The sequence below is a fragment of the Streptomyces sp. CNT372 genome (genome assembly GCF_000377145.1).
Map to the genome: position 1 here is coordinate 404,045 of NZ_KB897778.1, position 26,139 is coordinate 430,183.

18 protein-coding genes and 1 pseudogene are annotated in these 26,139 nt (G+C 73.4%); 5 read left to right on the forward strand and 14 right to left on the reverse strand.

Going from position 1 to position 26,139, the window contains the following annotated elements; genetic code table 11:
* Window positions 1-97: 97 nt before the first annotated feature.
* The 5 genes from C593_RS0107090 to pepN (C593_RS0107110) form a co-directional block, all read right to left on the reverse strand.
* Entirely contained in the window at window positions 98-718 is a 621-nt protein-coding gene (locus C593_RS0107090; RefSeq protein ID WP_026277437.1) for an ATP/GTP-binding protein, read from the reverse strand.
* Window positions 699-1,058, reverse strand: coding sequence for a DUF742 domain-containing protein (locus tag C593_RS0107095; RefSeq protein WP_018846603.1), 360 nt, complete (start codon window positions 1,056-1,058; stop codon window positions 699-701). Before C593_RS0107095 ends, C593_RS0107090 begins: the two co-directional genes overlap by 20 nt.
* The gene (locus C593_RS0107100; RefSeq protein ID WP_018846604.1) at window positions 1,055-1,471 is read right to left on the reverse strand and encodes a roadblock/LC7 domain-containing protein; all 417 of its coding nucleotides are present in this window, start codon (window positions 1,469-1,471) and stop codon (window positions 1,055-1,057) included. Before C593_RS0107100 ends, C593_RS0107095 begins: the two co-directional genes overlap by 4 nt.
* On the reverse strand, window positions 1,468-2,961 hold the full coding sequence (locus tag C593_RS0107105; RefSeq protein WP_026277438.1) for an ATP-binding protein: 1,494 nt from the start codon (window positions 2,959-2,961) through the stop codon (window positions 1,468-1,470). Before C593_RS0107105 ends, C593_RS0107100 begins: the two co-directional genes overlap by 4 nt.
* A 695-nt stretch (window positions 2,962-3,656) precedes the next feature.
* Complete coding sequence (gene pepN, locus C593_RS0107110; protein ID WP_018846606.1) at window positions 3,657-6,233, reverse strand: aminopeptidase N; 2,577 nt, start codon at window positions 6,231-6,233, stop codon at window positions 3,657-3,659.
* Between the two features lie 162 nt (window positions 6,234-6,395).
* Here pepN (C593_RS0107110) and C593_RS0107115 point away from each other — a divergent pair.
* Window positions 6,396-6,605 (forward strand): annotated as a pseudogene (locus tag C593_RS0107115) (flavin-dependent oxidoreductase); the annotation flags it as partial.
* Window positions 6,606-6,747: 142 nt separating this feature from the next.
* Here C593_RS0107115 and C593_RS0107120 read toward each other — a convergent pair.
* The 4 genes from C593_RS0107120 to pepN (C593_RS0107135) all read right to left on the reverse strand — a co-directional run bounded on the left by C593_RS0107120 (window position 6,748) and on the right by pepN (C593_RS0107135) (window position 15,297).
* Window positions 6,748-7,776, reverse strand: a complete 1,029-nt coding sequence (locus tag C593_RS0107120) for an aspartate-semialdehyde dehydrogenase (RefSeq protein ID WP_026277439.1) — start codon at window positions 7,774-7,776, stop codon at window positions 6,748-6,750.
* A gap of 240 nt (window positions 7,777-8,016) precedes the next feature.
* The gene (locus tag C593_RS0107125; RefSeq protein ID WP_026277440.1) at window positions 8,017-11,340 is read right to left on the reverse strand and encodes a S8 family serine peptidase; all 3,324 of its coding nucleotides are present in this window, start codon (window positions 11,338-11,340) and stop codon (window positions 8,017-8,019) included.
* Window positions 11,341-11,555: 215 nt separating this feature from the next.
* Window positions 11,556-12,566 carry a hypothetical protein gene (locus tag C593_RS0107130; protein ID WP_018846610.1) on the reverse strand — a complete coding sequence of 337 codons (1,011 nt, stop codon included), beginning with the start codon at window positions 12,564-12,566 and terminating at the stop codon, window positions 11,556-11,558.
* 166 nt (window positions 12,567-12,732) lie between these two features.
* Window positions 12,733-15,297: an aminopeptidase N gene (pepN, locus tag C593_RS0107135; protein ID WP_018846611.1), complete on the reverse strand. Its 2,565-nt coding sequence runs from the start codon at window positions 15,295-15,297 to the stop codon at window positions 12,733-12,735.
* Window positions 15,298-15,434: 137 nt separating this feature from the next.
* On the opposite strand from pepN (C593_RS0107135), the gene C593_RS0107140 reads away from it, so the two are divergent.
* Window positions 15,435-16,076 carry a mycothiol-dependent nitroreductase Rv2466c family protein gene (locus tag C593_RS0107140; RefSeq protein ID WP_018846612.1) on the forward strand — a complete coding sequence of 214 codons (642 nt, stop codon included), beginning with the start codon at window positions 15,435-15,437 and terminating at the stop codon, window positions 16,074-16,076.
* 217 nt (window positions 16,077-16,293) lie between these two features.
* Here the strand turns inward: C593_RS0107140 and C593_RS0107145 are convergent, their stop codons facing one another.
* From C593_RS0107145 to C593_RS0107155, 3 genes are all read right to left on the reverse strand, one after another.
* On the reverse strand, window positions 16,294-16,938 hold the full coding sequence (locus C593_RS0107145; protein ID WP_018846613.1) for a superoxide dismutase: 645 nt from the start codon (window positions 16,936-16,938) through the stop codon (window positions 16,294-16,296).
* 195 nt (window positions 16,939-17,133) lie between these two features.
* Complete coding sequence (locus C593_RS0107150) at window positions 17,134-18,555, reverse strand: FGGY-family carbohydrate kinase (protein WP_026277441.1); 1,422 nt, start codon at window positions 18,553-18,555, stop codon at window positions 17,134-17,136.
* 62 nt (window positions 18,556-18,617) lie between these two features.
* Entirely contained in the window at window positions 18,618-19,652 is a 1,035-nt protein-coding gene (locus C593_RS0107155; RefSeq protein WP_018846615.1) for a 2-hydroxyacid dehydrogenase, read from the reverse strand.
* Window positions 19,653-19,974: 322 nt separating this feature from the next.
* Here C593_RS0107155 and C593_RS0107160 point away from each other — a divergent pair, with 322 nt between their 5' ends.
* Together C593_RS0107160 and C593_RS0107165 are read left to right on the forward strand one after the other, a co-directional pair.
* On the forward strand, window positions 19,975-21,426 hold the full coding sequence (locus tag C593_RS0107160) for an FGGY-family carbohydrate kinase (RefSeq protein WP_018846616.1): 1,452 nt from the start codon (window positions 19,975-19,977) through the stop codon (window positions 21,424-21,426).
* A gap of 187 nt (window positions 21,427-21,613) precedes the next feature.
* Complete coding sequence (locus C593_RS0107165) at window positions 21,614-22,225, forward strand: histidine phosphatase family protein (protein WP_018846617.1); 612 nt, start codon at window positions 21,614-21,616, stop codon at window positions 22,223-22,225.
* On the opposite strand, the gene C593_RS0107170 is transcribed toward C593_RS0107165, so the two are convergent.
* Window positions 22,209-23,642: an amino acid permease gene (locus tag C593_RS0107170; protein ID WP_018846618.1), complete on the reverse strand. Its 1,434-nt coding sequence runs from the start codon at window positions 23,640-23,642 to the stop codon at window positions 22,209-22,211. The two genes, C593_RS0107165 and C593_RS0107170, sit on opposite strands and share 17 nt — an antisense overlap.
* A 137-nt stretch (window positions 23,643-23,779) precedes the next feature.
* Window positions 23,780-25,174: an amino acid permease gene (locus C593_RS0107175; RefSeq protein WP_018846619.1), complete on the reverse strand. Its 1,395-nt coding sequence runs from the start codon at window positions 25,172-25,174 to the stop codon at window positions 23,780-23,782.
* A 271-nt stretch (window positions 25,175-25,445) separates the two neighbouring features.
* On the opposite strand from C593_RS0107175, the gene C593_RS0107180 reads away from it, so the two are divergent.
* Window positions 25,446-26,030: a biotin transporter BioY gene (locus C593_RS0107180; protein ID WP_018846620.1), complete on the forward strand. Its 585-nt coding sequence runs from the start codon at window positions 25,446-25,448 to the stop codon at window positions 26,028-26,030.
* The last annotated feature ends 109 nt before the right edge of the window (window positions 26,031-26,139 follow it).

Below are 26,139 nucleotides of genomic sequence, written 5' to 3' on the forward strand. Positions count from 1 at the left end.
CCGGGGCCCGGAGCGGGAAGGGACCGCGGTCCGGGGAGCGAAGGGACCGCGGTCCGGGGAGGGAGGCACGGCGGGTGCCTCGGGCGCACCCGCCGTGTCAGACCGCCTGCTGCGCCGTCGCCAGCGACTGCAGATACCGCATCAGCGCCATCAGCACGTCCCGGCTCGACGTCCGCGACCGCGCGTCGCACAGCACGATCGGCACCGAGTCCGGCAGGTCCAGCGCGCCCCGCAACTCCTCCACGGGGTAGACCGGCGCGTCCGGGAAGGAGTTGACGGCCACCACGAACGGCACCCCGCGCTCCTCCAGCCGCCCGATCACGTCGAAGCTGACCTCCAGCCGGCGGGTGTCGACCAGCACCACCGCGCCGAGGGCGCCCTCGAAGAGCCCGCGCCACAGGAACCAGAAGCGTTCCTGCCCCGGAGTGCCGAAGAGGTACAGCACCAGCTCCTCGTTGATGCTGATACGGCCGAAGTCCATCGCGACCGTCGTCGAGCTCTTGCGCTCGACCCCGGCGATGTCGTCCACACCGACGCCCGCCTGGGTCATCGTCTCCTCGGTCGTCAGCGGGCGGATCTCGCTGACCGAGCCGACCAGGGTCGTCTTTCCGACGCCGAAGCCGCCCACGACGACCACCTTGACGGCGGCCGTGGCGGTCGTCGGCAGCACGTCCTCGCTCCGCGGGCCGAGAGGCTGCTCAGAGCTTTTGAAGTCCATCGATCACTGCCTCAATCAAAGCGCGGTCGGGGAGGGAGGCCGCCCGGACGGGTGCGCGGGCGAGCACCCTGTCCTCGGCCAGAAGGTCGCTGAGCAGCACGGTGACCACACTCACCGGCAGACTCAGATACGCGGAGATCTCGGCCACCGACAACGGCGCCTGGCAGATCCTGATGATCGCCGCGTGCTCAGGCTGCATGCCGGGCTTCGGCCCCGACCTGGCCACGATCAGCGTGACCAGGTCTAAGGAGGCCGCTACGGAGGAGCCGCTGCGGCCGCCCGTGATCACGTACAGCCGCTCCGGACTGGTCTCCTCCCAGTCCGCGCCCGCGTCGCTCACCCGGTCTGCCCGTCGTGCCGGGGCGGCGTGCTCAGGTGCTCTCCGATCCGCAGTACGAGGTCGCGCATGCGCTGGCCCATCAGTCCGGCGTCGACGCCCTCGTCCGCCAGGACGGCGAGGTAGGCACCGGCGCCGGCGGCCATCAGGTAGAAGAAGCCGCCGTCCATCTCGATCACGACGAGCCGCATCCGGCCCTCGCCGCTGGGGAGTTCGGCGGCCACCGCGCCCGCGAGGCTCTGCAGGCCGGCACAGGCCGCGGCCAGCCGGTCGGCGGTGTCGTCGTCCGCCCCGTACTGGGCCATGCGCAGGCCGTCGGCGGACAGGACGACGACGTTCCGGGTCTGGGGGACGCCCTCCGCCAGGTCCTTGAGCATCCAGTCCATGTTGCTGTGATGGGACTGCCGCTGAATCATGGCTGCTCGTTTCCGTTGTTCGTCTGGGGGGTCTCACCGGACAGGCCGCTCTGGAACGCGGACAGCCACATACCCGGCTGTACCGCCGGCTCCGGGTCCGGTGCGGTCGGGGAAGGCGCGGTGCCGTCGGCGGCGAGGGCGGGCGCGGCCGCGCGTGTCTTGCGGCGGCGCTGGGGCAGCCCGCCCGCGGTCCGCTCGGTCACCAGGGGGACCTCCTCCTCCGAGGGGAGCGGGGCGGTGGGCCCGGTGACGGGACGCGGCCGTGCCTCCGCAGCGGCGTACGCGGCGGGGGCGGCGACCCCCGCGGGCGCGGCCGGCGCGGCGGAGGCGGACGCCCGGGGACCGGAGGCGGTGCCGATGCCGTGCGCGAGGCCGGTGGCCGACGCGGTGGTGGTGATCAGGTCCTGCGGCACCACGAGGACGGCGCGCACACCGCCGTACGCCGAGGACCGCAGCGAGACCTGGAAGCCGTACGCCTGCGCCAGCCGGCCGACCACCGCGAGACCCAGCCGGGGGGTCTCGCCGAGGTCGTTGACGTCGATGCCCTGCTGCGCCTGGCGCAGCATGCGCTCGGCCCGGCCCCGGGCCTCCTCGCTCATGCTGACGCCGCCGTCCTCGATCTCGACGGCGATGCCCGACTGCACGTCCACCGCGGTCAGATGGACCCTGGTCTGCGGCGGCGAGTAGCGGGTGGCGTTGTCCAGCAGTTCGGACAGCGCGTGGATCAGCGGCTCGACGGCCCTGCCGACGACGGCGACCTCGGAGACCGTGTGCAGCTCGACGCGCTGGTAGTCGATGATCCGGGACATCGCGCCGCGCATCACGCTGTACAGCGGGACGGCCTTGCTCCACTGGCGCCCGGGGCGCGCCCCGCCGAGCACGGCGATGGAGTCGGCGAGCCGGCCGATCAGCGCGGTGCCGTGGTCGATGCGGAGCAGGTCGCCGAAGACCTCGGGGTTCCGGCCGTGCCGGTCCTCCATCTCCCGCAGCTCCTGGGCCTGCTGGTGGACGATGGCCTGCACCCGGCGGGCGATGTTCACGAAGGCGCGCTGCGCGGACTCGCGCAGGTCCTCCTCGGCGCTCACCGCGTCGACCACCGAGCGGAGGACCGCCCGGTGCTCGGGAGAGGTGTCGAGACCGGCGAGGACGTCCTCGGTGAAGGCTCCCTTGCGCAGGTCGGCCACCACGCGGGGCAGGAGTTCACCGGCGAGGCGGCTGGTCTCGGTGGTACGGCGGGCGAGTTCCGCCTCCTGCGCGGCGGATCTGGCGTGCAGTTCGGCGATCCTGCGGCCCCGCCGCGCGGTCTCGGCGCAGGCGGCGGCGACCGCGGCGACGGCGACCGCGCAGACGATCGCCACCGGCGTCCGGGCCGCGTCGGACACGAGCAGGACGGCCGCGACCGCGCCCGCGACCGTCACGGCGACGGGCAGTTGCCACACGAGGCCGGATCCCGGCCCGGTGGCCCGGGCCGCCGTTCCCTGTCGAACCATCAGCATCCTCAGACTCAGAATCGAACGGGAAAGATCATATGAAACGACGGGCGGGAGCATATCCCGCTCTGCGTAAGGGTGTTGACCACGGGGCGCTGAACTGGCGCGTTCCTCGCGGCCGAAAACGCAAGGAGGCGCGCCGGGTCGTGATGACCCGGCGCGCCTCCTTCTCCCCGGCCCGCACGCGGCACCTGCCGAGCGCGCCGAGCCCGCGCGCAGCGCGGGATTACCGCGGGTTGCACCCGGCGCGCCCGCCGCCCCGCCCCAACTCGCCGGGCCCGCCCGCACGCCCTCCGGAGACGCCCGGCGAGCCCGCCGCTCCGCTGTCGTGCCGCGCCGGCCGGAGACGCCCGGCGAGCCCCTCGATCTGCTGCCGTGCCACGCCCGGCAGGACGCGCGCCCCGCACGCCCGGACGCGCCCGCAGCGCAGGATCGCGGGTTGCACCCGGCGCGCTCGCCGCCGCTCTCCGGGCCCGCCCGCGGCAGGACGCGCGCCCCGCGCGCCTGCAGCGCGTTCACCGGACGCGCGCCCCGTGCGCCTGCCGCGCGTTCGCCGGACGCGCGCGCAGCCCGGGACTACCGCGGGTTGCGCCCGGGACGCCCGCTCCGCTGTCGTGCCGCGCCGGCCGGACCCGCCCGGCGAGCCCCTCGATCTGCTGCCGTGCCACGCCCGGCAGGACGCGCGCCCCGCACGCCTACCGCGTGCTCGCGGCCCCGTCCGCCGCCTGGGCGGCGAGCGCGCGCTCCACGCCCGCGCGGGACTCCGAGACCAGCCGCCGCAGGGCCGCGTTCGGCCGGGCAGACTCCAGCCACGCGTCGGTCGCCGCCAGCGTCTCCGGCGTCACCTGGAGGGACGGGTAGAGCCCGGTCGCCACCTGCTGCGCCATCTCGTGGCTGCGGGACTCCCACACGTCCTTCAGCGCGGCGAAGTACCGCTCCGCGTACGGCGCGAGCAGTTCACGCTGGTCCGTCTGCACGAAGCCGCCGATCACCGCCTCCTGGACGGCGTTGGGCAGCGCGTCGCCCTCGACGACCGAGGCCCATGCCTCCTCCTTGGCCTCCGGGGTCGGCCGGGCCGCCCGCGCGGTGGCCGCGTGGCGCTCGCCCGCCGCCGTCCGGTCGCGCTCGTACTCGGCGGCGATCTCGTCCTCGTCGTAGACGCCCGTCGCCGCCAGCCGCTCCACGAACGCCCAGCGCAGCTCGGTGTCGACGGCCAGGCCCTCGACCGACTCGGTGCCCTCCAGCAGGGACTGGAGGAGGTCGAGCTGCTGCGGGGTGCGCGCGGTCGCGGCGAACGCCCGCGCCCAGGCGAGCTGGTGGTCCCCGCCCGGCTCGGCCGCCCGCAGATGCGCCAGCGTGGCGTCCGTCCAGCGGGTCAGGCCCGTCTCGCGCCAGGCCGGGTCCGCGTACAGGTCGAGGGCCAGCTTCACCTGGCGGTGCAGCGACTGCACCACGCCGATGTCGGACTCCTTGCCGATGCCGGAGAGCACCAGCTCCAGGTAGTCGCGGGTGGCCAGCTCGCCGTCCCGGGTCATGTCCCAGGCGGAGGCCCAGCACAGGGCGCGCGGCAGGGACTCGGCGAAGTCACCCAGGTGCGCGGTGACCGTGCGCAGTGACTCCTCGTCGAGGCGCACCTTGGCGTAGCTCAGGTCGTCGTCGTTGAGCAGGACGACCGCCGGACGCGGCCGGCCCACCAGCGCGGGCACCTCGGTCAGCTCGCCGTCCACGTCCAGCTCGACGCGTTCGGTGCGCACCAGCTTCCCGGCCGCGTCCAGGTCGTAGAGACCGATCGCGATGCGGTGCGGACGCAGCACGGGCTCGCCCTTGGCGCCCACCGGCAGCGCGGGGGCCTCCTGGCGCACCGCGAAGGCGGTGACCGTGCCCGAGGCGTCGGTGGTGATCTCCGGGCGCAGGATGTTGATCCCGGCCGTCTCCAGCCACGCCTTCGACCAGGTCTTCAGATCCCGGCCGCTGGTCTCCTCCAGGGCGCCGAGCAGGTCCGACAGCCGCGTGTTGCCGAAGGCGTGCGCCTTGAAGTACGCCTGCACGCCCCGGAAGAACTCGTCCATGCCGACATAGGCGACGAGCTGCTTCAGAACGGAGGCGCCCTTGGCGTAGGTGATCCCGTCGAAGTTCACGAGAACGTCGTCGAGATCGCGGATCTCGGCCATGATCGGGTGGGTCGACGGCAGCTGGTCCTGCCGGTACGCCCAGGTCTTCATGGAGTTCGCGAAGGTGGTCCACGCGTGCGGCCACTTCGAGCCCGGCGCGTGGGCCTGGCAGGCGATGGAGGTGTAGGTGGCGAACGACTCGTTCAGCCAGAGGTCGTTCCACCACTCCATGGTGACGAGGTCGCCGAACCACATGTGGGCCAGCTCGTGCAGGATCGTCTCGGCCCGCACCTCGTAGGCCGCGTCCGTCACCTTGGAGCGGAAGACGTACTGGTCGCGGATGGTGACCGCGCCCGCGTTCTCCATGGCGCCGGCGTTGAACTCCGGCACGAAGAGCTGGTCGTACTTGGCGAACGGGTAGGCGTAGTCGAACTTGTCCTCGAACCAGTCGAAGCCCTGCCGGGTGACCTCGAAGATCGCTTCCGCGTCCAGGTACTCGGCGAGCGAGGGGCGGCAGTAGATCCCCAGCGGGACCGTGCGGCCGTCCTTCTCCCAGGTGCTGTGCACGCTGTGGTACGGGCCGGCGATCAGGGCCGTGATGTAGGTGGAGATCCGGGGCGTGGGCTCGAAGGTCCAGACGTTGTCCTTCGGCTCGCCGGCCGGGGAGTTGGAGATCACGGTCCAGCCCTCGGGGGCCTTCACGGTGAAGGCGAAGGTGGCCTTCAGGTCGGGCTGCTCGAAGTTGGCGAACACCCGGCGCGCGTCCGGCACCTCGAACTGCGTGTACAGGTAGGCCTGCTGGTCCACCGGGTCGACGAAGCGGTGCAGGCCCTCACCGGTGTTGGTGTACGAGCAGTCCGCGACCACGCGCAGCTCGTTGTCGCCCTCGCGCAGGTGCCGCAGGGCGATCCGCGCGTCCCGGAAGACCGACGCGACGTCCAGGTCCCTGCCGTTGAGCACCACCTCGTGGACGGCGGGGGCGACCAGGTCGACGAAGGTCTCGGCCCCGGCCTCGGCCGAGGCGAAGCGCACGGTGGTGACGGACCGGTAGATTCCGCCCTCCTGCGCGCCGGAGAGATCGAGGTCGATCTCGTACGAGTGGACGGTGATCAGGCGCGCGCGCTCACGCGCCTCGTCACGGGTCAGGTTCGTGCCAGGCACCCGGTCATCTCCTCGGTTTGCGATGTGTGCGGCCATCCTTCCACGCGGCGCCCCCGCCGCGCCCGGGGGAATCGGGCCGCCGGGCCCGGGCGCGCGGGAGGATGGCGCGCAGGGCCGCGGGGGACGCGGCGGACGGACAGGGGGGCGGACAGGGGGGCGGACATGGAAAGTCGGCGGATCGTGATCGCGGGGGCCGGTATCGGGGGGCTGAGCTGCGCCCTGAGCCTGCACGCGGCGGGGCTGCGGCCCCGGATCGTGGGGGCTGCCCGGCGGCTGCGGCCGGTGGGCGTGGGCATCAACCTCCTGCCGCAGGCGGTGGCGGAGCTGACCGCGCTCGGCCTCGGCGAGGCGCCGGCCTCCATCGACGCCGCCTACCGCCGCACCTCGGGCCCGTCCTGACCGGCGTGCGGCCCGGAGCGGGCCGGGTGCGGGGCCGGGCCCGCGCACGCCGTGGGGGCGGGCACCCGGACCGGGCGCCCGCCCCCACGGCGGCCGTGCGGGAGCGCGGCCGCGCTCAGCCGCGCAGTTCGTCCGCGACCAGCTCCGCGATCTGGACCGCGTTCAGCGCCGCGCCCTTGCGCAGGTTGTCGCCGGACAGGAAGAGGGAGAGCCCGTGCTCGACGGTCTCGTCCACCCGGATGCGGCCCACGTAGGAGACGTCCTTGCCGGCCGCCTGGAGGGGGGTCGGGATCTCGGACAGCTCGACGCCCGGCGCCTCGCCCAGGAGCTCGTAGGCGCGCGCCACGCCGATCGGGCGCTCGAAGCGGGCGTTGACCTGGAGGGAGTGGCCGGAGAAGACCGGCACGCGCACACAGGTGCCGGCGACCTTCAGCTCCGGGATCTCCAGGATCTTGCGGGACTCGTTGCGGAGCTTCTGCTCCTCGTCGGTCTCGAAGCTGCCGTCGTCCACGATCGAGCCGGCCAGCGGCAGCACGTTGAAGGCGATCGGGCGCTTGTAGACACCGGGCTCGGGGAACTCGACGGCCCCGCCGTCGTGGGTCAGCTCGGTCGCGCGGCCCGCGACCTCCTTGACCTGCCCGTCCAGCTCGGCGACACCGGCCAGACCGGAACCGGAGACGGCCTGGTAGGTGGTGGCGACCAGCGCGGTCAGCCCCGCCTCGATGTGCAGGGGCTTCAGGACCGGCATGGCGGCCATGGTGGTGCAGTTCGGGTTGGCGATGATCCCCTTGGGGCGGTCCTTGATCGCGTGCGGGTTGACCTCGGAGACCACCAGCGGGACCTCGGGGTCGCGGCGCCAGGCGGAGGAGTTGTCGATCACGACCGCCCCCTGGCCGGCGACCTTCTCGGCGAGGGCCTTGGAGGTGGCGCCGCCCGCGGAGAAGAGCACGATGTCCAGGCCCGTGTAGTCGGCCGTCGCGGCGTCCTCCACGGTGATCTCCCGGCCCTCCCAGGCGATGGCGGAGCCGGCGGAGCGGGCGGAGGCGAAGAGCCGCAGCTCGTCGACCGGGAACTTTCGCTCGGCGAGGATCCTGCGCATGACCGTGCCGACCTGCCCGGTGGCTCCGACGATTCCGACCTTCACGAGTTCCTCCGTACGTTCCGTCCGTGCGTGTGCGCGGTTGCGGCACGGGTGCCGCTCCATGATGCGTCTTTCCAGGTCCGGCCTGTCCAATCGATTGTCCGGTGGATGGGACATGTGCCACACTCCGGCGCCCCGCTGTGACGGACGTCATCCACGGCGGCCGTCCTCTCCCGCGCCCCGGGAACGCCGACGGGGCGGGAGCCCGAAGGCCACCGCCCCGCCGTCATGCGCTGACGGGCGTTACTCGGTGACCTTGGAGATCACCACGCTGCCCGCGCCCGCGGCGGTGCCGCGCGCGTTCACCAGCGTCGCCTCGCCGAAGAACTGGCGTCCCTCGGGAGCGGCGCCGGCCACCACGACCTGCGCGCCGACGGTGGCGGACTGGCCGCTGCCGAGGGAGACCGGCGTGCTGCCGTCCACCTTCAGCGTGCCGAGCGACGGGGAGAAGAACACGTCGCGGTAGTCGAACTCGGTGGTCCCGGCCGGGACCGAGTAGCCGTCCACGACGATCCGGTAGGCGCCGGCGGCCGGCTTGACCAGACGCACGGCCTCCTCCGAGTCGGCGTCCGCCGCCTGGCCGACCTGGGTGGTGCCGCGGTAGACCGTGAGGTCGAGGTCCGCGCCGGTGTCCGAGGTGGAGCCGATGGCGACGTCCAGACGCTCCACGCCCTCACCGATGGTGAGGTCGTAGACCAGGGACTCGCCGTGCTTGATCGACGGACGGGCCACCTTGGCGGAGCCGAGCGCGCCGCCGGCGAGCTTGCCCTCGATCGCGCCGAACTCGTTGGTCACGTTCCACTGGACGTCCGCCGGGGTGCCGACCTTCGCCTCGGGGATCGTCTGCACCGCCGGGTCGAAGGAGGCGCCGAGCACGCTCACGTCGAGCTTGTACGGGTTGTCCAGCAGCGGCGACGTGCGCCGCGACTCGACCTCGATCTCCCAGACGCCCGGGGTCGGGTTCGCGTACGACCGGACGTCCGGACGGCAGGTGTTCGCCGGGTTGTTGTAGTTCGGGTAGCAGTTGATCGTGGAGGTCGGGTCGACCGGCACGCCGTACGGGTGCAGGGCGATGAAGCGGGTCTGGCTGTCCTTGGCGAGACCGCTGATGGCGACCTCGAGGTTCTTGGTGCCCTCGGGGACGGTGACGAAGTAGGACCTGTGGCTGTTGCGCTGCACCGAGCCGGACTCGGCGACCGCGTAGGACGGGGCGGCCAGCGCCTTGGAGGCGACGACCGTCGTCAGGATCTGCTTGTCCGTGCCGACCGTCTTCGCGTCGTCGGCGAGCAGGACCGCGCTGTGGACACCGGCGGTGCGGGCCTTCGCCTGGACGGTGACGGTGACCGGCTGGTCGAGCGGCAGCTTGATCTTCTTACCGCTCAGCAGCCTGAAGGTGCCGTCGTTGTTCTTCCACTTCAGGGTGTGCGCCACGGCCTTCTTCGGGCCGGTGGTGCGGGTGATGGTGATGTCGTACGTCCGCGCCTTGCCGACCTGGAGGCCGCCCTCGCGGTCGTAGAGGCCGGTGCCGAAGCCCGGGGTCTTCAGCGCGAAGTCGATCGCGGTGTCGACCGGGGCCTTGACGCGGTACTCGTGCGCCTCGGCGCCCTTCTTGATGGCCTTCCAGGCGTCGACGACGTCGATCAGACCGGAGCCCTGCTCGTGCGCGAGCACACCGTCGATGGTCTTGGCGGTGCTGGTCAGCGCGGTGCGCAGCTTGGCCGGGGTGAGCTCGATGTCCTTCTGCTTCGCGGCCGAGAGCAGCAGGGCCGCGGCGCCCGCGGTCTGCGGGGCGGACATCGAGGTGCCCTGCAGCATCGAGTAGCCGGGCGGGAGCTGGTAGCCCGCCTCGGCGACCGGGCCGCCCGGGCTCCAGGTCTGAGTGGTGTTGATCGAGGCGCCGGGCGCGACGATCGTGGGCGTGAAGCCGCCGTCCTCACGCGGACCGCGCGAGGAGAAGGGCAGCATCGCGTAGTCCTTGGCCACGGCGGAGCCGTAGTTGGCCGCCCAGGTCTCCTTGGAGATGGCCGCGCCGACGGAGACGACCTTGTCCGCGACGGCCGGGTCGCCCAGGGTGTTGGTGCCCGGGCCGGAGTTGCCGGCCGAGATCACCAGCTGGACGCCGTAGGTGTCGATGAGCCGGTTGTACAGCTCGGCGCGCGCGTTGTTGCCGTCGTTCAGCGCGGGCAGACCGCCGATGGACATGTTGACGATGTCCACGCCGCGGTTGATGACCAGGTCGGCCATGCCCTCGGTGAGCGCGATGTTGGTGCAGCCGCCGCTCCAGGTGCAGGCGCGGGAGGAGACCAGCTTGGCGCCGGGCGCCGCGCCGTTCATCTTGCCGCCGAAGAGGCTGTTGGCGGCGGTGATGCCGGCGACGTGGGTGCCGTGCGAGCCCTCGATGATGCCGATGCTGACGTAGTCGGCCTTGGCGCCGGCGCCGTAGACGACGTCCTTGCGGACCTCGATCACGAACGGGATCCGCTCGGCCACGGGGGTCGCCGGGTCGTCCTTGCCGAAGTAGCCGACCTGGAAGCCGTTCTTGTACGGCTTCATCACGGTGTCGTTGGTGAAGTCCCCGTCGTTGTCGAGGTCGACCCGCGCGGTGCGGGTGCCCGCGTCGTAGAGGACGCCCCAGGTGTCGGTGGTGTCGCCGTCCCGGTTGAGGTCGCCCGCCATGTCGCCGCCGAGGGTGGCGGACTCCCGGAACAGGCTGAAGTGCCAGGAGCCGGCCGGCGCCTTCCAGGTGCGGCCGGAGGCCGTGAACGCCGGGCCGCTGACGGCCTGGTTCATACGCAGCCAGGTGCCGTCGCCGTCCGCCACCGGGTCGGTCGCGGTGACCCAGTCGACGATCTTGCGCTCGCCGGTGGTGGTCTTCTGGAGCGCCGGGTGGCCCAGGTCGATGCCCGAGTCGAGGATGCCGATGGTGACACCGCGGCCGTCGGCCTTGGGGTTCTTCTTGACGAAGTCCACCGCGCCCGTCTCGAAGGACGGGTTGTACGGGTTGACCGCGGGCGTCTTCCTGTCCGGCGCCGGGTAGGCCGCGGACTGCTTGGCCGCCTTGCCGGCTGCCTTCACGGTGTCGGCCGCCGGGGTCGGGTCGTCCAGCTCGATCTCGTGCTTGAGGTCGATGCCCTGCACGGAAGTGAGCTTGGCCGCCGCCTTCAGCGCGGCCTCCGCCTTCGCTGTGGGGAGCGTGGCGCTGACATAGCCGATCTCGTCGAAGGTGCGGCCGACGGTGGCGCCCTCGACGGAGTCGAGCTGGGCGGCGACCTTGTCGGTCGCGCCGGGCGTGGCCGCGACCATGACGGTCACGTTCTTCTGACCGGTGGCCTGGGCCTCGGCGAGGAGGTCGGTGTCGGCCTTGCCGATCTTGTCCGACGGCTCCGTGGCCTTCACACCGCCGGTGCCCGCCGGGTCGGCGGTGGGCACGGAGGCGAAGGCGGGGGCCACGCCCGTGGCGACGAGTGCCGCCACCATCGAAGCGGCCGCTGCCACCCTGCCCGCGCGTCTGCGGGCGGGTATGGAGCGACCTGAGGTGGTGCTCTGGGACTGGGGGGTCATCTGCATCCCTGTTGGTGAAAGAGACGGTCCGGATTTCGGTGCCGGATGACCGCTCACCCTTTCGCAAATGACAGGGGTTTGTGGAGAGTTGACCTAGACGTGATGTGCGCATGGCGGGAACCCGCCAGTAAGCGGAACCTGCCAGTCGGGTCGAATCGGAAGGTACCGGTACGGAACCTCTCCCCCCGGATGTGGCGGAAGGGTGTGGGGGTGACGGTTGTTCAACGCGGCAGGACCACGACGTACGCGGCCGGCTCGCGGTCCGCCGCCGCCATCAGGGCCGTGCGCACCACCACCGCCTGCTGCCCGGGGGACTCCCGCAGCTTGCGGGGCGTGAGGTGCACCACGGTGATGCCCAGACGCTCCAGGGTGTCCCGCTTGCGGCTGTACTCCGACCACAGGGCCGCCTCGTCCTGCCGGGGCGCCCGGGTGTCCAGCTCCACGGCGACCGCCTGGTCCGGCCAGTACGCGTCCAGCCCGCCCAGCGGCGGCCCGCCGGGCAGCCGGAGGTCCACGTTCCACAGCGGCTCGGGCAGTCCGTGGGCGCGCACCATCTCGTACAGCCGCCCCTCCGCGAGGGCCCGGCCCTCGGCGAGGAGCGTGTCGACCGCGTCCACCACGTGCGGGCGCACCAGCAGCCGTGCCTCGTTCAACTCCCTGACCAGCTCCTGGGGTTCGCAGTGGCGTCCGCGTACGGCCTCGGTGAGCAGCCGTCGCACCGCCTCCGGGTCGTCGTCCCACTGGGCGACCGCGTCCGCGACCGCGCGGGCGGGCGGCGCGACGGGCAGCCCGTCGATCTTCTCGGGCGCCGGCAGGGCGTGCCCGCGCACCAGGCGTACGCACCCGGTGGACCGCAGCCGCCGGGTGCGCGCCACCAGGACGTCGACCGTCTCCAGGGCGTCGAGTGCGGGCGCGGCGGAGAAGCCGTGCAGCGCCAGGGCCGCGAGCCCGGTCACCATCGCGTCGCCGTAGGGCTCGGACACCCGCCGCTGGGCGGGCAGGACGGGGCGCCCCGCGTACAGCAGGGCGGCGCGGAGCAGTTCGGGCCCGGTCGCCGGGCCGGGGCGCAGCAGGTACACGCCGGGCAGCAGCACCTGCCAGCCGCCCGTGCGGCACTGCTGCGCGACCTGTGCAGGGGAGACGCCGCCGGTCCGCAACTCGGTGCCGCAGACGACGAGTTCACGGACGGCGGGCGGGGCGGTGAGGGGGAGGGGGGTGTGGCACTGTTCCATGCGGAGGGCATGCCCCCGGGGCGCCCGCCCGCTAACCGCTGTTACACGCTCGTCGGCAATTCGGGACGACCCCGTCCTAAAGGACGGACGTTCGAGTGCCGAGTACCGGTGCCGCGTCCGGCCGGTACCCGGCCCCGACCGATCCCGGCCCGGACCGGGGCGTGGTTCACACCGGGGTGTCCGCCACCTGCGCCCGCAGCGCGCGGGCCAGGTCGTCCCGCGCCTCCAGCACCAGCCGCCGCAGCGCGGGCGCCGCCGAGACGTGCGCGTCCAGCCACGCGTCCGTCGCCTCCAGCGTCGCCGGGGAGTCCTGGAGCGCCGGGTACAGACCGCTCACCACGTCCATGCCGATCTGGATGGACCGCTCGGACCACACCCGCTCGATCGCGGCGAAGTACTTCGGCGTGTAGGGCGCGAGCAGTTCCCGCTGGGACGGCTGGACGAAGCCCGCGATCGTCGCCTCCACCAGCGCGTTCGACAGTCTGTCGGACTCCACGACCGCGGCCCACGCCTGGTCCTTGACCGCCGCCGACGGCCGCGCGGCCAGGCAGCGCACCTCGTGCCGCTTCCCCGAGGCGGTGTCGTCCCGGGCCAGCTCCGCCGCGATCCCCGCCTCGTCGGCCGCGCCGTGCGCCGCCAGCGGCTCCAGGAACGCCCAGCGCAGCTCCTGGTCGACGTCCAGGCCGTCGATCCGCGCCGTGCCGTCCAGCAGCCCCGCGAGCAGCTGGAGGTCCGCCGGAGCGGAGGCCACCGAGGCGAGGAACCGCGCCCAGGTGAGCTGGTGCTGGCTGCCCGGCTCCGCGCGCCGCAGCTCGGCGAGCGCGCCATCGGCGAGCAGCCGGCCGCCCTCCTCGCGCCAGCCGGGCGCCGCGTACCGCGCCAGGGCGGTCCGCGCCCAGGCGTGCAGCATCTGGAGGACGCCGATGTCCGACTCCCGCCCGGCGAAGCGCAGTACCAGGGCGATGAACTCCCGGGCCGGCAGCAGCGCGTCCCGGGTCAGGTTCCACAGGGCCGACCACCCGAGCGCGCGGGCCAGCGGGTCGTCGATGTCGCCGAGGTGCGCCCGCAGGGTGTCCAGGGACCGCTCGTCGAAGCGGACCTTGCAGTAGGTGAGGTCCTCGTCGTTGACCAGCACCAGGTCCGGCCCGTCCGCGCCCACCAGCTCCGGCACCTCGGTCCGCGCCCCGGTCACGTCCGTGCCGGCCTGCGCGTAGCGCACCAGCTTCTCGCCCTCGACCCGGTAGAGGCCCACGACCACCCGGTGCGGCCGCAGGGTCTCCCCGTCCTGTGCCACGGCCAGGCCGGTGACCCGCCCGTCGGTGCCGAGGGTCACCTCGGGGGTGAGCGCGTCGACGCCCGCGGTCTGGAGCCAGGCCCGCGACCACTCGGTCATGTCGCGCCCGGAGGTCTCCTCCAGCACCGCCAGCAGGTCGGCCAGGGTGGTGTTCCCGTACGCGTGCCGCTTGAAGTAGCGCCGCGCGCCCTCCAGGAAGGCGTCCCGGCCCACATAGGCGACGAGCTGCTTGAGGACGGCTGCGCCCTTGGCGTAGGTGATCCCGTCGAAGTTGAGCTTGGCGTCCTCCAGATCGCGGATGTCCGCCGTGATCGGGTGCGTGGAGGGGAGCTGGTCGGCCCGGTAGGCCCATGCCTTGCGGTTGTTGGCGAAGGTCACCCAGCCGTTGGTGAACCGGGTCGCCTCCACCATCGAGAAGGAGCCCATGAAGTCCGCGAAGGACTCCTTCAGCCACAGGTCGTCCCACCACTCCATGGTGACCAGGTCGCCGAACCACATGTGCGCCATCTCGTGCAGGATCACATTGGCGCGCCGCTCGTAGGCGGCGGTGGTGACCTTGCCCCGGAAGACGAACTCCTCGCGAAAGGTCACCATGCCCGGGTTCTCCATGGCGCCGATGTTGTACTCGGGCACGAAGGCCTGGTCGTACTTCCCGAAGGGGTACGGGTAGTCGAAGTGCTCGTGGAAGAAGTCCAGGCCCTGCTTGGTCACGAGGAAGATGTCGTCCGCGTCGAAGTGCCGGGCCAGGCCCTTGCGGCACATCGCGCCCAGCGGGATGCGCAGCACCGTGCCGTCCGGCAGCTCCCGCTCGTACAGGTCCGTCTCGTAGTGGTACGGGCCGGCCACCACGGCCGTGATGTACGTGGAGACCGGCCGGGTCTCCGTGAAGCGCCAGGTGCCGTCCTCGCCGCGGGCGCCCTCTCCGTTGCTCCACACCGTCCAGCCCTCGGGCGCGGTGACCTCGAAGCGGAACGGGGCCTTGAGGTCGGGCTGCTCGAAGGTCGCGAAGACCCGGCGGGCGTCGGCCGGCTCGTACTGGGTGTAGAGGTAGACCTCGCCGTCCTCCGGGTCGGCGAAGCGGTGCAGGCCCTCGCCGGTGCGGCTGTAGGCGCACTGCGCGTCCACGGTCAGGACGTTCTCCGCCTCGACGCGGTCCAGCGTGATCCGGCTGCCGTCGAAGACCTCGGCCGGGTCCAGTACGCGGCCGTTCAGCGTCACGGCCGTCACGGCGGGTGCCAGCAGGTCCACGAAGGTCGACGCCCCCGGCTCGGCGGCGCGGAAGCGGATCTCGGTCACCGAGCGGAAGGTACGCGGCCCGGCGCCCTCGTCGGCGTCCCCGACGGCGGACCGCACGTCCAGGGCGACGTGGTAGCCCTCGACGGTCAGCAGCTCGGCCCGGGTGCGGGCCTCGTCGCGGGACAGATTCTCACCGGGCACGGGCACTCCTTCGTGTCTCGTTCGAACAGCAGCGATCCTCCCATGCGGTCCTGGCAGCCGGTACGGGGGAATCCCTCGCGCGCATCGCGTGTTCCCCCGGGGGAGGCACCGTCGGTGCCGGAGAGGCGAGGAGAGATATGTCGGACAAGACGGACGGGAAGACTCCGGCGGACTTCTGGTTCGATCCGCTCTGTCCCTGGGCCTGGATGACCTCCCGCTGGATGCTGGAGGTCGAGAAGGTCCGCGACGTCGAGGTGCGCTGGCATGTCATGTCCCTCGCCGTGCTCAACGAGGACCGCATGGACGAACTCCCCGAGGAGTACCGGGAGATGCTGACCCACGCGTGGGGCCCGGTGCGCGTGGTGATCGCCGCGCAGCAGGAGCACGGCGACGAGGTCGTCGGCCCGCTCTACACCGCCATCGGCCGCCGCTTCCACGACGAGGGCCGCGGCCCGGTCCCCGACGCGGTCGCCGAGGCGCTGGAGGAGGTGGGCCTGCCCGTCTCCCTGGCCAAGTACGCTGGCGAGAGCACCTACGACCCCGAGCTGCGGGCCTCCCACAAGGAGGGCATCGAGCTGGTCGGCCAGGACGTCGGCACCCCGGTCATCGCGGTGCCCGGCGCGGACGGTCGGCGGATCGCCTTCTTCGGCCCGGTCGTCACCCCCGCCCCCAAGGGCGAGGCGGCGGCCCGGCTCTGGGACGGCACCCTGCTGGTGGCCTCCGTCCCCGGTTTCTACGAGCTCAAGCGCACCCGCACGGCGGAGCCCAGCTTCGGCTGAACGGCCCGGGGTCCGCGCAGTCCCGGCGTCCGCAGGTCCTGCCTCCGGGTACGAGAACGCCCCCGCGACTCACGTCATCGCGGGGGCGTTCCCCTGTGCGCCCGCCGGTGAAGGTTGAGAAGACGATCACGAGCAGGGCGTCCGGTGGCCCGGTCGCCCCCGGGGCGGTTGCCCCGGGGTGGCCGGGCGGATCAGCCCCTGGTGGGGGCGGGCGGCGTCAGGGCGTGATGAGCGGCGTGCGGCCCTTGGCCTCGGTGTAGCGCTTGGCGACGTCCTGCCAGTTGACGACCTGCCACATGGCCTCGATGAAGTCGACCTTCTGGTTCTTGTACTGCAGGTAGAAGGCGTGCTCCCAGGCGTCGAACACCAGGATCGGCACGGAGCCCTGCCCCACGTTGCCCTGGTGGTCGTAGACCTGCTCGACGATCAGCCGGCCGCTGACGGGCTCGTATGCCAGGACGCCCCAGCCGGAGCCCTGCGTGGTGGCGGAGGCCTTGGTGAGCTGGGTCTTGAACTTGGCGAAGGAGCCGAAGGACTCGGTGATGGCGTCCGCGAGGTCGCCCACGCCGTCCGCGGCCAGCGGCTCACCGCCGCCGCCCTCCTTCGGGCCCGTCATGTTGTTCCAGTAGATGCTGTGCAGGATGTGGCCGGAGAGGTGGAACGCGAGGTTCTTCTCCAGGCCGTTGATCGAGCCCCAGGCCTCCTTGTCGCGGGCCTCCTCGAGCTGTTCGAGGGTGTCGTTCGCGCCCTTGACGTACGCGGCGTGGTGCTTGTCGTGGTGCAGCTCGATGATCTGCGGGTTGATCACCGGCTCGAGCGCCGCGTAGTCGTACGGGAGTTCAGGAAGCGTGTAGATGGCCATGATCGGTGGTCCCTCCGACTGCTTTCTTGTTGCACATTCTATGCAACTGCACGCTAGCAGCAGACAGGTGCGGACGTGATCAGCCCCTGGACCTACGGCCTGTCCGGCAAATGGCGTCGTCCGCCCGGACGGGATTTGTCAGACCGGCCTCAGGCCGCGGCGTGCCGGTACGGGGGCCTTCCGGCGGAGGACGCGTCAGGCGCGGCGGGCGCGTTCGCGGGCCGCGGCGAGGCGGTCGAGGTGGTCCTCGTACGCCTTGGTGTACGCGGCGGCCCGGCCCTCGTCCGGTACGACGGTCCCGCTCGGCGCCGTCCACGCGGCGGTGTCCAGCGCCACCCCGTGCCGGTGCGCCGACGCCAGGACCGCGCCCCGTGCCCCCACCTCGCCCTCCATGACGCGCAGTTCCCTCCCGAGCACGTCGGCGAAGAGGCGCATCCAGGCGGAGGAGCGGGTGCCGCCGCCGCAGACCGCCAGGGAGCCGGTGAGTCCGGCCGCCTCCAGGCAGTGCCGGGCGGCGAAGGCGATCCCCTCGCAGGTGGCCCGGACCAGATCGCCCCGGGTGGACTCCAGGCTCACCCCGGACATCTCGGCCCGCAGCCCGGGCTCCACGAAGGGCGCCCGCTCGCCGGACGGCGCGAAGTACGGCAGCACCCGCACGCCGTGCGCCCCCGGCGGGGTGTCCGCGAGGAGCGCGTCGACCTCGGCGTGGCGCACGCCGGTGGTGGCGAGGACCCAGTCCAGGGCCGCGGTGCCGACCATCGCGGGCATCGCGCGCAGCCAGTGGCCGGGGCGGTCGGTGGAGATGTGCAGCCCGGCCGGCTCCCCGTCCAGGGCGAGGGAGCGGGTGGCGACCAGGGAGGCCAGACAGGTGCCCACGATGAGCAGCCCGTCCCCGGGTTCCCGCACCCCCGCGCCGAGGGCGCAGGCGGGCAGGTCGTAGGGGCCGTTGGCGACGGGGGCACCGGCGCCGGGCAGCCCGGCGGCCACGGTCGCGGTGGCGAGCGGGTCGGCGACGGGCGGCAGCAGCCCGCGCCGGGCGCCGAGCCCGAAGGCGTCCACCACCTCGTCCGCCCACTCCCGGGTGCGGGGGTCCAGGAACGGCATGGACGCGTCCGACACATCGGTCGCCCGCCGCCCGGTGAGGCGTTCGAAGACCATGTCCTTGCAGTACAGGGCGGTCTCCGCCGCGTCCAGTGAGGCGGGCTCATGGCGTTCCAGCCAGGCGAGGACCGGGCCGGGGCAGCCGGGGAACACCGCGCTGCCGGTGCGCCTGAACACGGACTCGAACACCCCGGAGGCCAGCCACTCGTCGACCAGCCCGTGCGCCCGGCCGTCCATCCAGGAGATCGCCGGGCGCACGGGGCGGCCGTCGGGGCCGACCAGCCAGACGCCGTCGCCCTGCCCGGTGAGGCCGATCAGTCGCACCTCGGGGCGGGTGGCGGTCAGGGTCCCGAGGGCGTCGGTGACGGCCTCGTACACCTCGTCCATGTCCTGCTCGACCCGGCCGTCGCGGATGTCGAGACCGACCGGGCGGGACTCGACGGCGAGCGTCCGGCCGCCCTCGTCGAAGGCGGCGGCCTTCACCACGGAGGTGCCGACGTCGACACCGATGAACACGGTCATGCTGCGGCACTCCTCAGGTCGGGGGCGGGCTCGGAGGGGGCGGCGGACCTGCCGCGTCAGGGCAGCGCGTGGGCCGGGGGTTCGCCCCGGACGTACCGCGCCACCTCGGCGGCCGCGATCGCCGCCGCCTTGTGCGCCACCTGCCGGCTCGCGCCGCCGAGGTGCGGGGTGAGGACCGTGTTCGGAGCGGCCAGCAGCCGGGAGCCCGGCGCGGGCGGCTCCTGCGCGTAGGTGTCCAGGGCCGCGGCGGCCAGGTGCCCCCGCTCCAGCGCGTCGCACAGCGCCTCGGTGTCCACCAGACCGCCGCGCGCCGCGTTCACCAGGACCGACCCCTCGGGCATCAGGGCCAGTTCGCGGGCGCCGACCAGCCCCTGGGTCTCCGGCGTCAGCCGGGCGTGCAGGGTCACCACCCGGGAACGGGTCAGCAGCTCGTCCAGGGAGTGCGCCCGCATGCCGTGCACATCGCCGCGCACATAGGGGTCGAACACCTCCACCTCGGCTCCGAAGGCGGCCAGCACCCGGGCCACCCGGCTGCCCACCGCGCCGTAGCCGACCAGCCCCACCGGCAGGTCCTCCAGCTCCGGGCCGCACTTCTCGTAGGTGTAGTACGAGGCGTCCCAGCGCCCCTCGTCCGCCAGCGACCGGTGGGCCTCGGGGATGCGGCGGAGGGCGGCGAGCAGCAGCCCGACGGTGAACTCGGCGGTGGCCGCGGCGTTCCGGCCCGGCGCGAAGCAGACCGTCACCCCCCGGGCCCGGGCGGCGGCCGCGTTCACATTGACCGGGCCGCCGCGGCAGACGGCGATCAGCCGCAGGTCGGGGGCGGCGTCCAGGACGCGTTCGGTGAACGGGGCCATCTGGGTCACGCACACCTCGGCCCCGCCGCCGGGGCCCTTGCCGCGCAGGGCCTCGATCAATACGTCCTCGGCGTCGCTCGCCTCCTCGACCTCACCGACCGTGCCGAAGGGCTCCAGGGGCCAGGGCAGGGTGAGTTCGTCCGCCGTGAAGGGGTGGCCGGCGAGGGCGTGGCGCAGCGCCCCGACCAGGAGGGGGCTGCGGACGAAGTGGTCGCCGGCGGCAAGGATCCTCGTCACGGCTGCTCTCCCGTCTGGATGTCGCGGACCGGGCCGCGGGTTTCGGGCGGCGCCTGGGGGGGGCGGGCCGCCGGTCGGTGACCAGGATCGTCGTGCCGCCGGGGCCTTCGCGGCTTCGCCGGTCCGCCCGGCGCGTCGCGTCGCGCGGGCCGTGCTGCGCCGGGTGCGGGGCGGGTCGGTCGTGCGGGTCGCGCCGGTACTGCCGTGCCGGTTCCGTCATCGGGACCACCGTCCGTCCTGCCGGGGACGCCGTCTTCACGCGCGGGCACCCATTCTCGGTGCAGAGTGGGAGTTTCGCGGGACCTTCCGGAAAGGGGCCGGTATGTGGCTGGGCATCGACCTCGGCACCCAGGGCGCGCGGGCCCTGCTCGCCGACGACGAGGGCCGCGTCCTCGGCAGCGGTTCGGCGCCGCTGACCGGCGTGCGGGACGGCGCCCGCCACGAGCAGTCGCCCGAGGACTGGTGGACCGCCGTGTGCGACGCGGTCCGCGCGGCCCTCGCCGAGGCGCCGCCCCCGCGCGCGCTCGCCGTCTGCGCCACCTCCGGCACGGTCTTCCTCGGCGACGCGGCGGGCCGGCCGCTCACCCCGGCCCTGATGTTCGACGACGGCCGCGCGCCGGGCCGTGGCCTCGGGCGGGCCCGCCGGCTGGCCCGGACGTATCCGCCGGGGCCGGGCGCGCGGATCATGCACCAGGCCGATCTGATCACCACCCGCCTGACCGGCCACCCCGTCCCGACGGACTCGGGGCACGCCCTGAAGACGGGCTACGACCCGCTGGCGGGCGCGTTCACCGGGGCGGGGGAGCCGGACGGGCAGCATCAGGGGCCGGACGGAACGGGGGAGCCGGTCGGCGCAGCCGTCGGTGGTCCCGACCTCACCCGGATGCTGCCCGAGGTCGTGCCCCCGGGCACCGTCCTCGGGGAGGTCTGCGCCGCCGCCGAGACGGCCACCGGCATCCCCCGCGGCACCCCGGTCGTCGCCGGGACCACCGACGGCTGCGCCGCCCAGCTCGCCTCCGGCTCGCTGACCCCCGGCTCCTGGAACTCGGTCCTCGGCACCACCCTGGTCCTCAAGGGTGTGTCCGCCACACCCCTGCACGATCCCGGAGGCGTGGTCTACAACCACCTCTCGGCGGACGGCTCCTGGCTCCCCGGCGGCGCCTCCGCCACCGGCGCCGGCGCGCTGCGGGCCGCCTTCCCGGACGCGGACCCGGCCCGGATGGACGCCCTCGCCGCCCACCGCGAACCCGCCGCCACTCTCGCGTACCCCCTGGTCGGCCGGGGCGAGCGGTTCCCGTTCACCGCCCCGGAGGCCACCGCCTTCCTGCTGGGCGCCCCGGAGTCGGACGCCGAGCACTGGGCCGCCCTCCTCCAGGGCGTCGCCCTGGTGGAACGCCTCTGCCTGGACTACCTGGACCACCTCGGCGCGGCCGTCGACGGGCCCCTCACCGTCACCGGCGGCGCGGTGCGCAGCGCCTACTGGACCCGGCTGCGGGCGGACGTCCTCGGCCGTGAGCTCCGCGTCCCGGAATCCGCCGAACCCGCCCTCGGCATGGCGGTCCTGGCCGCCTACGGCGCGGGCGGGGCCGAGTCGCTGAGCGGGGCCGCGTCCCGGATGGTGCGGCTGCGCACCACGGTCCGGCCGGGCGGCGGCACGGCACGCTGGGACGGCCCGTATCTGCGGCTGGTGGACGAACTCGTCCGCCAGGGCTGGCTTCCGGAGCCGGTCGCCGCCCACGCCCGGACCCGCACGGCCGGCGGGAGCGCCGGGTGACGGTGACCCGCCGTCCGCCCGTTTCCGCAGCCCCGCCCGTCTCCGCCGGCCCGCCCGTCCCTGCCACCCTGCCCGTCTCCGCCACCCCGCCCGTCCCTGCCACCCTGCCCGTCTCCGCCACCCCGCCCGTTCCCGCCACCCCGCCCGCCCGTCCCGACCACCACCCTCCCGACCCCCGAAGGGCCCCATGACCGCGACCCTGCTCCTCGCCCGGCACGGCCAGACCGTCTGGCACGCCGAGAACCGCTACGCGGGCGTCAGCGACGTCCCCCTCACCGACGAGGGCCGGCGGCAGGCCGAACGGCTCGGCGCCCGGGTGCACGCCGATCCGGTGGACGCGATCTGGACCTCCACCGTGCCGCGCGCCATCGCGACGGCCGCGCCCGCCTGCCGCGCCCTCGGGCTGGAGCCGCACCGCGACCACGAGCTGCGCGAATGCGACTTCGGGGTGGTTGAGGGCCGCACCCTCGCCGAGTTCGCCGCCGAGGACCCGGCGGCGGCCGAGGCGTTCCGGGCCGATCCGGCCGCCCATCCGTTCCCGGGCGCGGAGGACCCCCGGGCCGCGGCGGCCCGGGGGTCCGGTGCGCTGCGCCGGATCGCCGGCGCGCACGAGGGGCAGCGGGTTCTGGTGGTCGCCCACAACACCCTGCTGCGGCTGGTCCTCTGCGACCTGCTCGGCATCCCGCTCGCCGACTACCGCAGGGTCTTCCCGCAGTTGCGCAACGCCGCGCTGACCGAGCTGCGGCTCGCGCCGGACGGGAGCCGTCCGGCGCTGCTGGGGCTCAATCTCCCCTGCTGACGTCCGTCCCGGCGGCCGCGCGCCGCCGCTGGAGGGAGTAGCCCGTGGCCGCGAGGGCCAGGGTGAGCACGCCCGTGGCGAGGAGCTGGTTTCGGGTGTCCGGCTCGCCCAGCATCAGCACGAACACCGTCGCCATCCCGAGCAGCGCCGCGATGCTCAGCCACGGGTAGAGCCACATCCGCAGGACCAGGGTCTCGGGCGCCTCGCGTTCGGTGCGGCGGCGCAGCACGAGCTGGGAGACGGTGATGAAGAACCAGACCACCAGGATGATGGCGCCGATGGTGTTGAGCAGCCAGGCGAAGATGTCGTCCGGCCGCCAGTAGCTGAGCAGCACGCAGCAGAAGCCGATCACCGAGGACGCGAGCACCGCCGGGCGCGGCACCCCGCCGTGGACCCGTCCGAGCCAGGACGGCCCCTGCCGGCGGGCGACGAGGGAGCGGGCCATACGGGAGGCGCCGTAGATGTTGGCGTTCATCGCGGAGAGCAGGGCGATCAGCACGACCACGTTCATGATCTCGCCGGCCGCCGGGATGCCCAGGTGGTCCAGGGTCGCGACGTAGGGGCCGCCCTTGACGGCCGGGTCGTTCCACGGCACCAGGGCGACGATGACCGCCATGGAGCCGATGTAGAAGACGGCGATCCGCCACATCGCGGTGCGCACCGCCTTGGCGACGCCCTGCACCGGGTGCTCGGACTCGGCCGCCGCGATGGTGACCGTCTCCAGGCCGCCGTAGGCGAAGACCGAGGCGAGCAGGCCGACGACGAAGCCCTCGTAGCCGTTGGGCAGGAAGCCGCCCTTCCCGGTGAGGTTGCCGGTGCCGGGGGACTCGGTGCCGGGCAGCAGCCCGGTGATGGCCAGGACGCCGATCGCGAGGAAGATCACGATGGCGGCGACCTTGAGGGCGGCGAACCAGAACTCGAACTCGCCGAAGTTCTTCACGGCCGCCAGGTTGGTGCCGCAGAAGACCACCATGAACAGCGCCACCCAGGCCCAGCCGGGGGTGCCGGGGAACCAGCCGGTCATGATCGCCGCCGCGCCGATGGCCTCCAGGCCGACCGCCACGCACAGCAGGAACCAGAACGCCCAGCCCGCGGTGAAGCCCGCCCAGGGGCCGAGGGCGCGCTCGGCATGCACGGAGAAGGAGCCCGAGGCCGGGTTCGCCGCCGACATCTCGCCGAGCATCCGCATCACCAGCATGACCAGCACACCGGAGAGGACGTAGGCGAGCACGATGGACGGGCCCGCCGCGGCGATGGCCGTACCGGAGCCCACGAAGAGCCCGGCGCCGATCACACCGCCCAGGGCGATCATCGACAGATGGCGCTGCTTGAGGCCGTGCGAGAGCGCGGCGGTGTCCTGCCGCCGTTCGTCGGGCGACGACGGGGGCGGCGGGGCGGCGGGCGGGGACAGTGACATGAGCGGCCCTGTTTCACTGACGGGAGCGGGGAGCAGCCGACAGTCTGGACGGGGCGTCCGGTGCCCGGGAACGCGTGTCCGCTATACGGTCACGATGTTCACACAACGCCACCACGCGGCCACGGCCACGGCCCGGCTCAGCGGTGCGCCCGCCGCCGTTCCCGGACCTCCCGCGCGCCCGCGACCAGGAGCACCAGCGCCGTCGCGCCCGCCGACCACAGGACCTGGGTGCGGGCGGTGTCGTCGAGGAGCATCAGGACCAGCACCCCGGCCATCGCCACCAGGGCGGCCAGGGTCAGCCAGGGGAAGAGCCACATCCGCAGGGTGAGCGCCTCGGGCGCCTCCAGTTCGATCCGGCGCCGCAGCCGCAGTTGCGAGAGGGCCACCAGAGCCCAGACGAACAGCAGCACCGCGCCGACCGAGTTGAGCATGTAGAGGAACACCGTGTCGGGCCACGCCAGGTTGAGCAGCACCGATACGAACCCGAAGGCGACCGAGGCCAGCACCGCCCGGCGCGGCACCCCGCCCCGGGAGACGGCGAGCAGCGCCCGGGGTCCCTCGCCGCGTTCGGCGAGGGAGAAGACCATCCGGGAGGAGCCGTAGAGATTGGCGTTGAGCGCGGAGAGCAGCGCCACGAAGACGACGATCTCCATGATCCGCCCGGCGCCCGGGATCCCGATGCCGTCGAGGACGGTGACGAAGGGGCTGAGGCCGGCTTTCTGCACCGTCCACGGCAGGACCGTCACGATCACCAGCATCGAGCCGACGTAGAAGAAGAGGATGCGCACCACGGCGCTGCGGACCGCCCGCGCCACGGCCCGCGCCGGGTCCGCGGTCTCGGCGGCGGCGATGGTGACGACCTCCAGGCCGCCGAACGCGAACACCACCACCAGGACCCCGGAGACCACCCCGGACCAGCCGTTGGGCAGGAAGCCGCCGTCGCCGGTGAGATGGGACAGCCCCACGGGCTCGGAGCCGGGCAGTACGCCGAAGACGGCGAGGGTGCCGAGGAGCAGGAAGAGGACGAGGGCGCCGACCTTGAGGGAGGCGAACCAGAACTCGAACTCGCCGAAGTTCTTCACCGCCGCCAGGTTGGCCGCGGTGAAGACCAGCATGAACACCAGCACCCAGCCCCACTGCGGCACGGCCGGCGCCCAGCCGTGGGCGATGGCCGCGGCGGCCGTCGCCTCGGCGGCGAGCACGACCACCAGCAGGAACCAGTAGAGCCAGCCGACGCTGAAGCCCGCCCAGCGGCCGAGGGCGCGCTCGGCGTGCACGGAGAAGGAGCCGGAGGCCGGCATCGCGGCGGACATCTCGCCGAGCATCCGCATCACCAGCATCGCGAGGGCGCCCGCGATCAGATACGAGACGACGATGCCGGGGCCGGCGAGGGATACCCCGGCGCCGGAGCCGACGAACAGCCCGGCGCCGATCACACCGCCGAGCCCCAGCATCGTCAGATGCCGCTGCTTCAGCCCGTGTTCGAGGGGCTCCGCCCCGGTGGTCACGGGCGGGGGCGGGGCATCGCGCATGGTGGGGAGTACTCTCGGCCGGCTCAAGTGGAGTTATGGGGTCCCTACAGTCTCGCCGAGTACCGTCCCCGGGCGCAAAACGCGCTGCACGTCCCGGACCTCCGTGACGAGCGTCACCCCGCCGTCCGGGTCGGCCGCTCGCTTTGTGTGATCCCCACCAAGGTGCCAACGCACGCTTTGTGGACGGCTGATGGTGATCCGGTTGGCTGCGCTGGGCTACGGTCGCCGTGTCCCGCTCCTCCCCCGTCCCTCACTCCGCGGAGAGTCCCCGATGAGCACTGCTGCCGCCCCCGTCCGATCCGGCCTGGTCCTGGCCGATCTGGTCCCCGCGTCCCGCGTCCGGGACGTCGCCCTGGTGGTCGGCGGTGCCGTCCTGACCGGGCTCGCCGCCCAGGTCTCCCTGCCGGTGCCCGGCTCCCCGGTGCCGGTGTCAGGCCAGACCTTCGCCGCGCTGCTGGTGGGCACGGCCCTCGGCGCCCGCCGGGGCTTCCTCTCCCTCGGGCTGTACGCGGTCGCCGGTGTGGCGGGCGTCCCGTGGTTCGCGCAGGGCACCTCGGGTTACGGCATGCCGTCCTTCGGCTACATCCTCGGCATGCTGCTGGCCGCGACGGTCGTCGGCGCGCTCGCCCGCCGGGGCGCGGACCGCACGGTCCTGCGCACCGCGGGCTCGATGGTCCTCGGCTCCGCGATCATCTACGCGGTCGGTGTCCCGTACCTGGCCGCGGCCACCGGTATGTCCCTGGGCGAGGCGGTCGCCGCGGGACTCGTCCCCTTCCTCATCGGCGACGCCCTGAAGGCGGCCCTCGCGATGGGCGCCCTCCCCACCGCCTGGAAGATCGCCGGCCCCCGCGCCTGACCACCCTGCTTCCCCGGCCCCCGGCCCGCTTCCGCGCGGCCCGGGGGCCGGGGTGTCTCCGCATCGCGGGCCCGGGCCCGGACGCGCCGCTGCCCCGGCCCGCTTCCGC

What these genes read in the sequence shown, in the direction of transcription:
- C593_RS0107100 (WP_018846604.1), bottom strand. Translation starts at nt 1,471, where the DNA reads ATGATTCAGCGGCAGTCCCATCACAGCAACATGGACTGGATGCTCAAG.
- C593_RS0107140 (WP_018846612.1), top strand. Translation starts at nt 15,435, where the DNA reads ATGTCGGACAAGACGGACGGGAAGACTCCGGCGGACTTCTGGTTCGAT.
- C593_RS0107090 (WP_026277437.1), bottom strand. Translation starts at nt 718, where the DNA reads ATGGACTTCAAAAGCTCTGAGCAGCCTCTCGGCCCGCGGAGCGAGGAC.
- C593_RS0107125 (WP_026277440.1), bottom strand. Translation starts at nt 11,340, where the DNA reads ATGCAGATGACCCCCCAGTCCCAGAGCACCACCTCAGGTCGCTCCATA.
- C593_RS0107170 (WP_018846618.1), bottom strand. Translation starts at nt 23,642, where the DNA reads ATGTCACTGTCCCCGCCCGCCGCCCCGCCGCCCCCGTCGTCGCCCGAC.
- C593_RS0107180 (WP_018846620.1), top strand. Translation starts at nt 25,446, where the DNA reads ATGAGCACTGCTGCCGCCCCCGTCCGATCCGGCCTGGTCCTGGCCGAT.
- C593_RS0107165 (WP_018846617.1), top strand. Translation starts at nt 21,614, where the DNA reads ATGACCGCGACCCTGCTCCTCGCCCGGCACGGCCAGACCGTCTGGCAC.
- C593_RS0107160 (WP_018846616.1), top strand. Translation starts at nt 19,975, where the DNA reads ATGTGGCTGGGCATCGACCTCGGCACCCAGGGCGCGCGGGCCCTGCTC.
- C593_RS0107130 (WP_018846610.1), bottom strand. Translation starts at nt 12,566, where the DNA reads ATGGAACAGTGCCACACCCCCCTCCCCCTCACCGCCCCGCCCGCCGTC.
- C593_RS0107105 (WP_026277438.1), bottom strand. Translation starts at nt 2,961, where the DNA reads ATGGTTCGACAGGGAACGGCGGCCCGGGCCACCGGGCCGGGATCCGGC.
- C593_RS0107145 (WP_018846613.1), bottom strand. Translation starts at nt 16,938, where the DNA reads ATGGCCATCTACACGCTTCCTGAACTCCCGTACGACTACGCGGCGCTC.
- C593_RS0107175 (WP_018846619.1), bottom strand. Translation starts at nt 25,174, where the DNA reads ATGCGCGATGCCCCGCCCCCGCCCGTGACCACCGGGGCGGAGCCCCTC.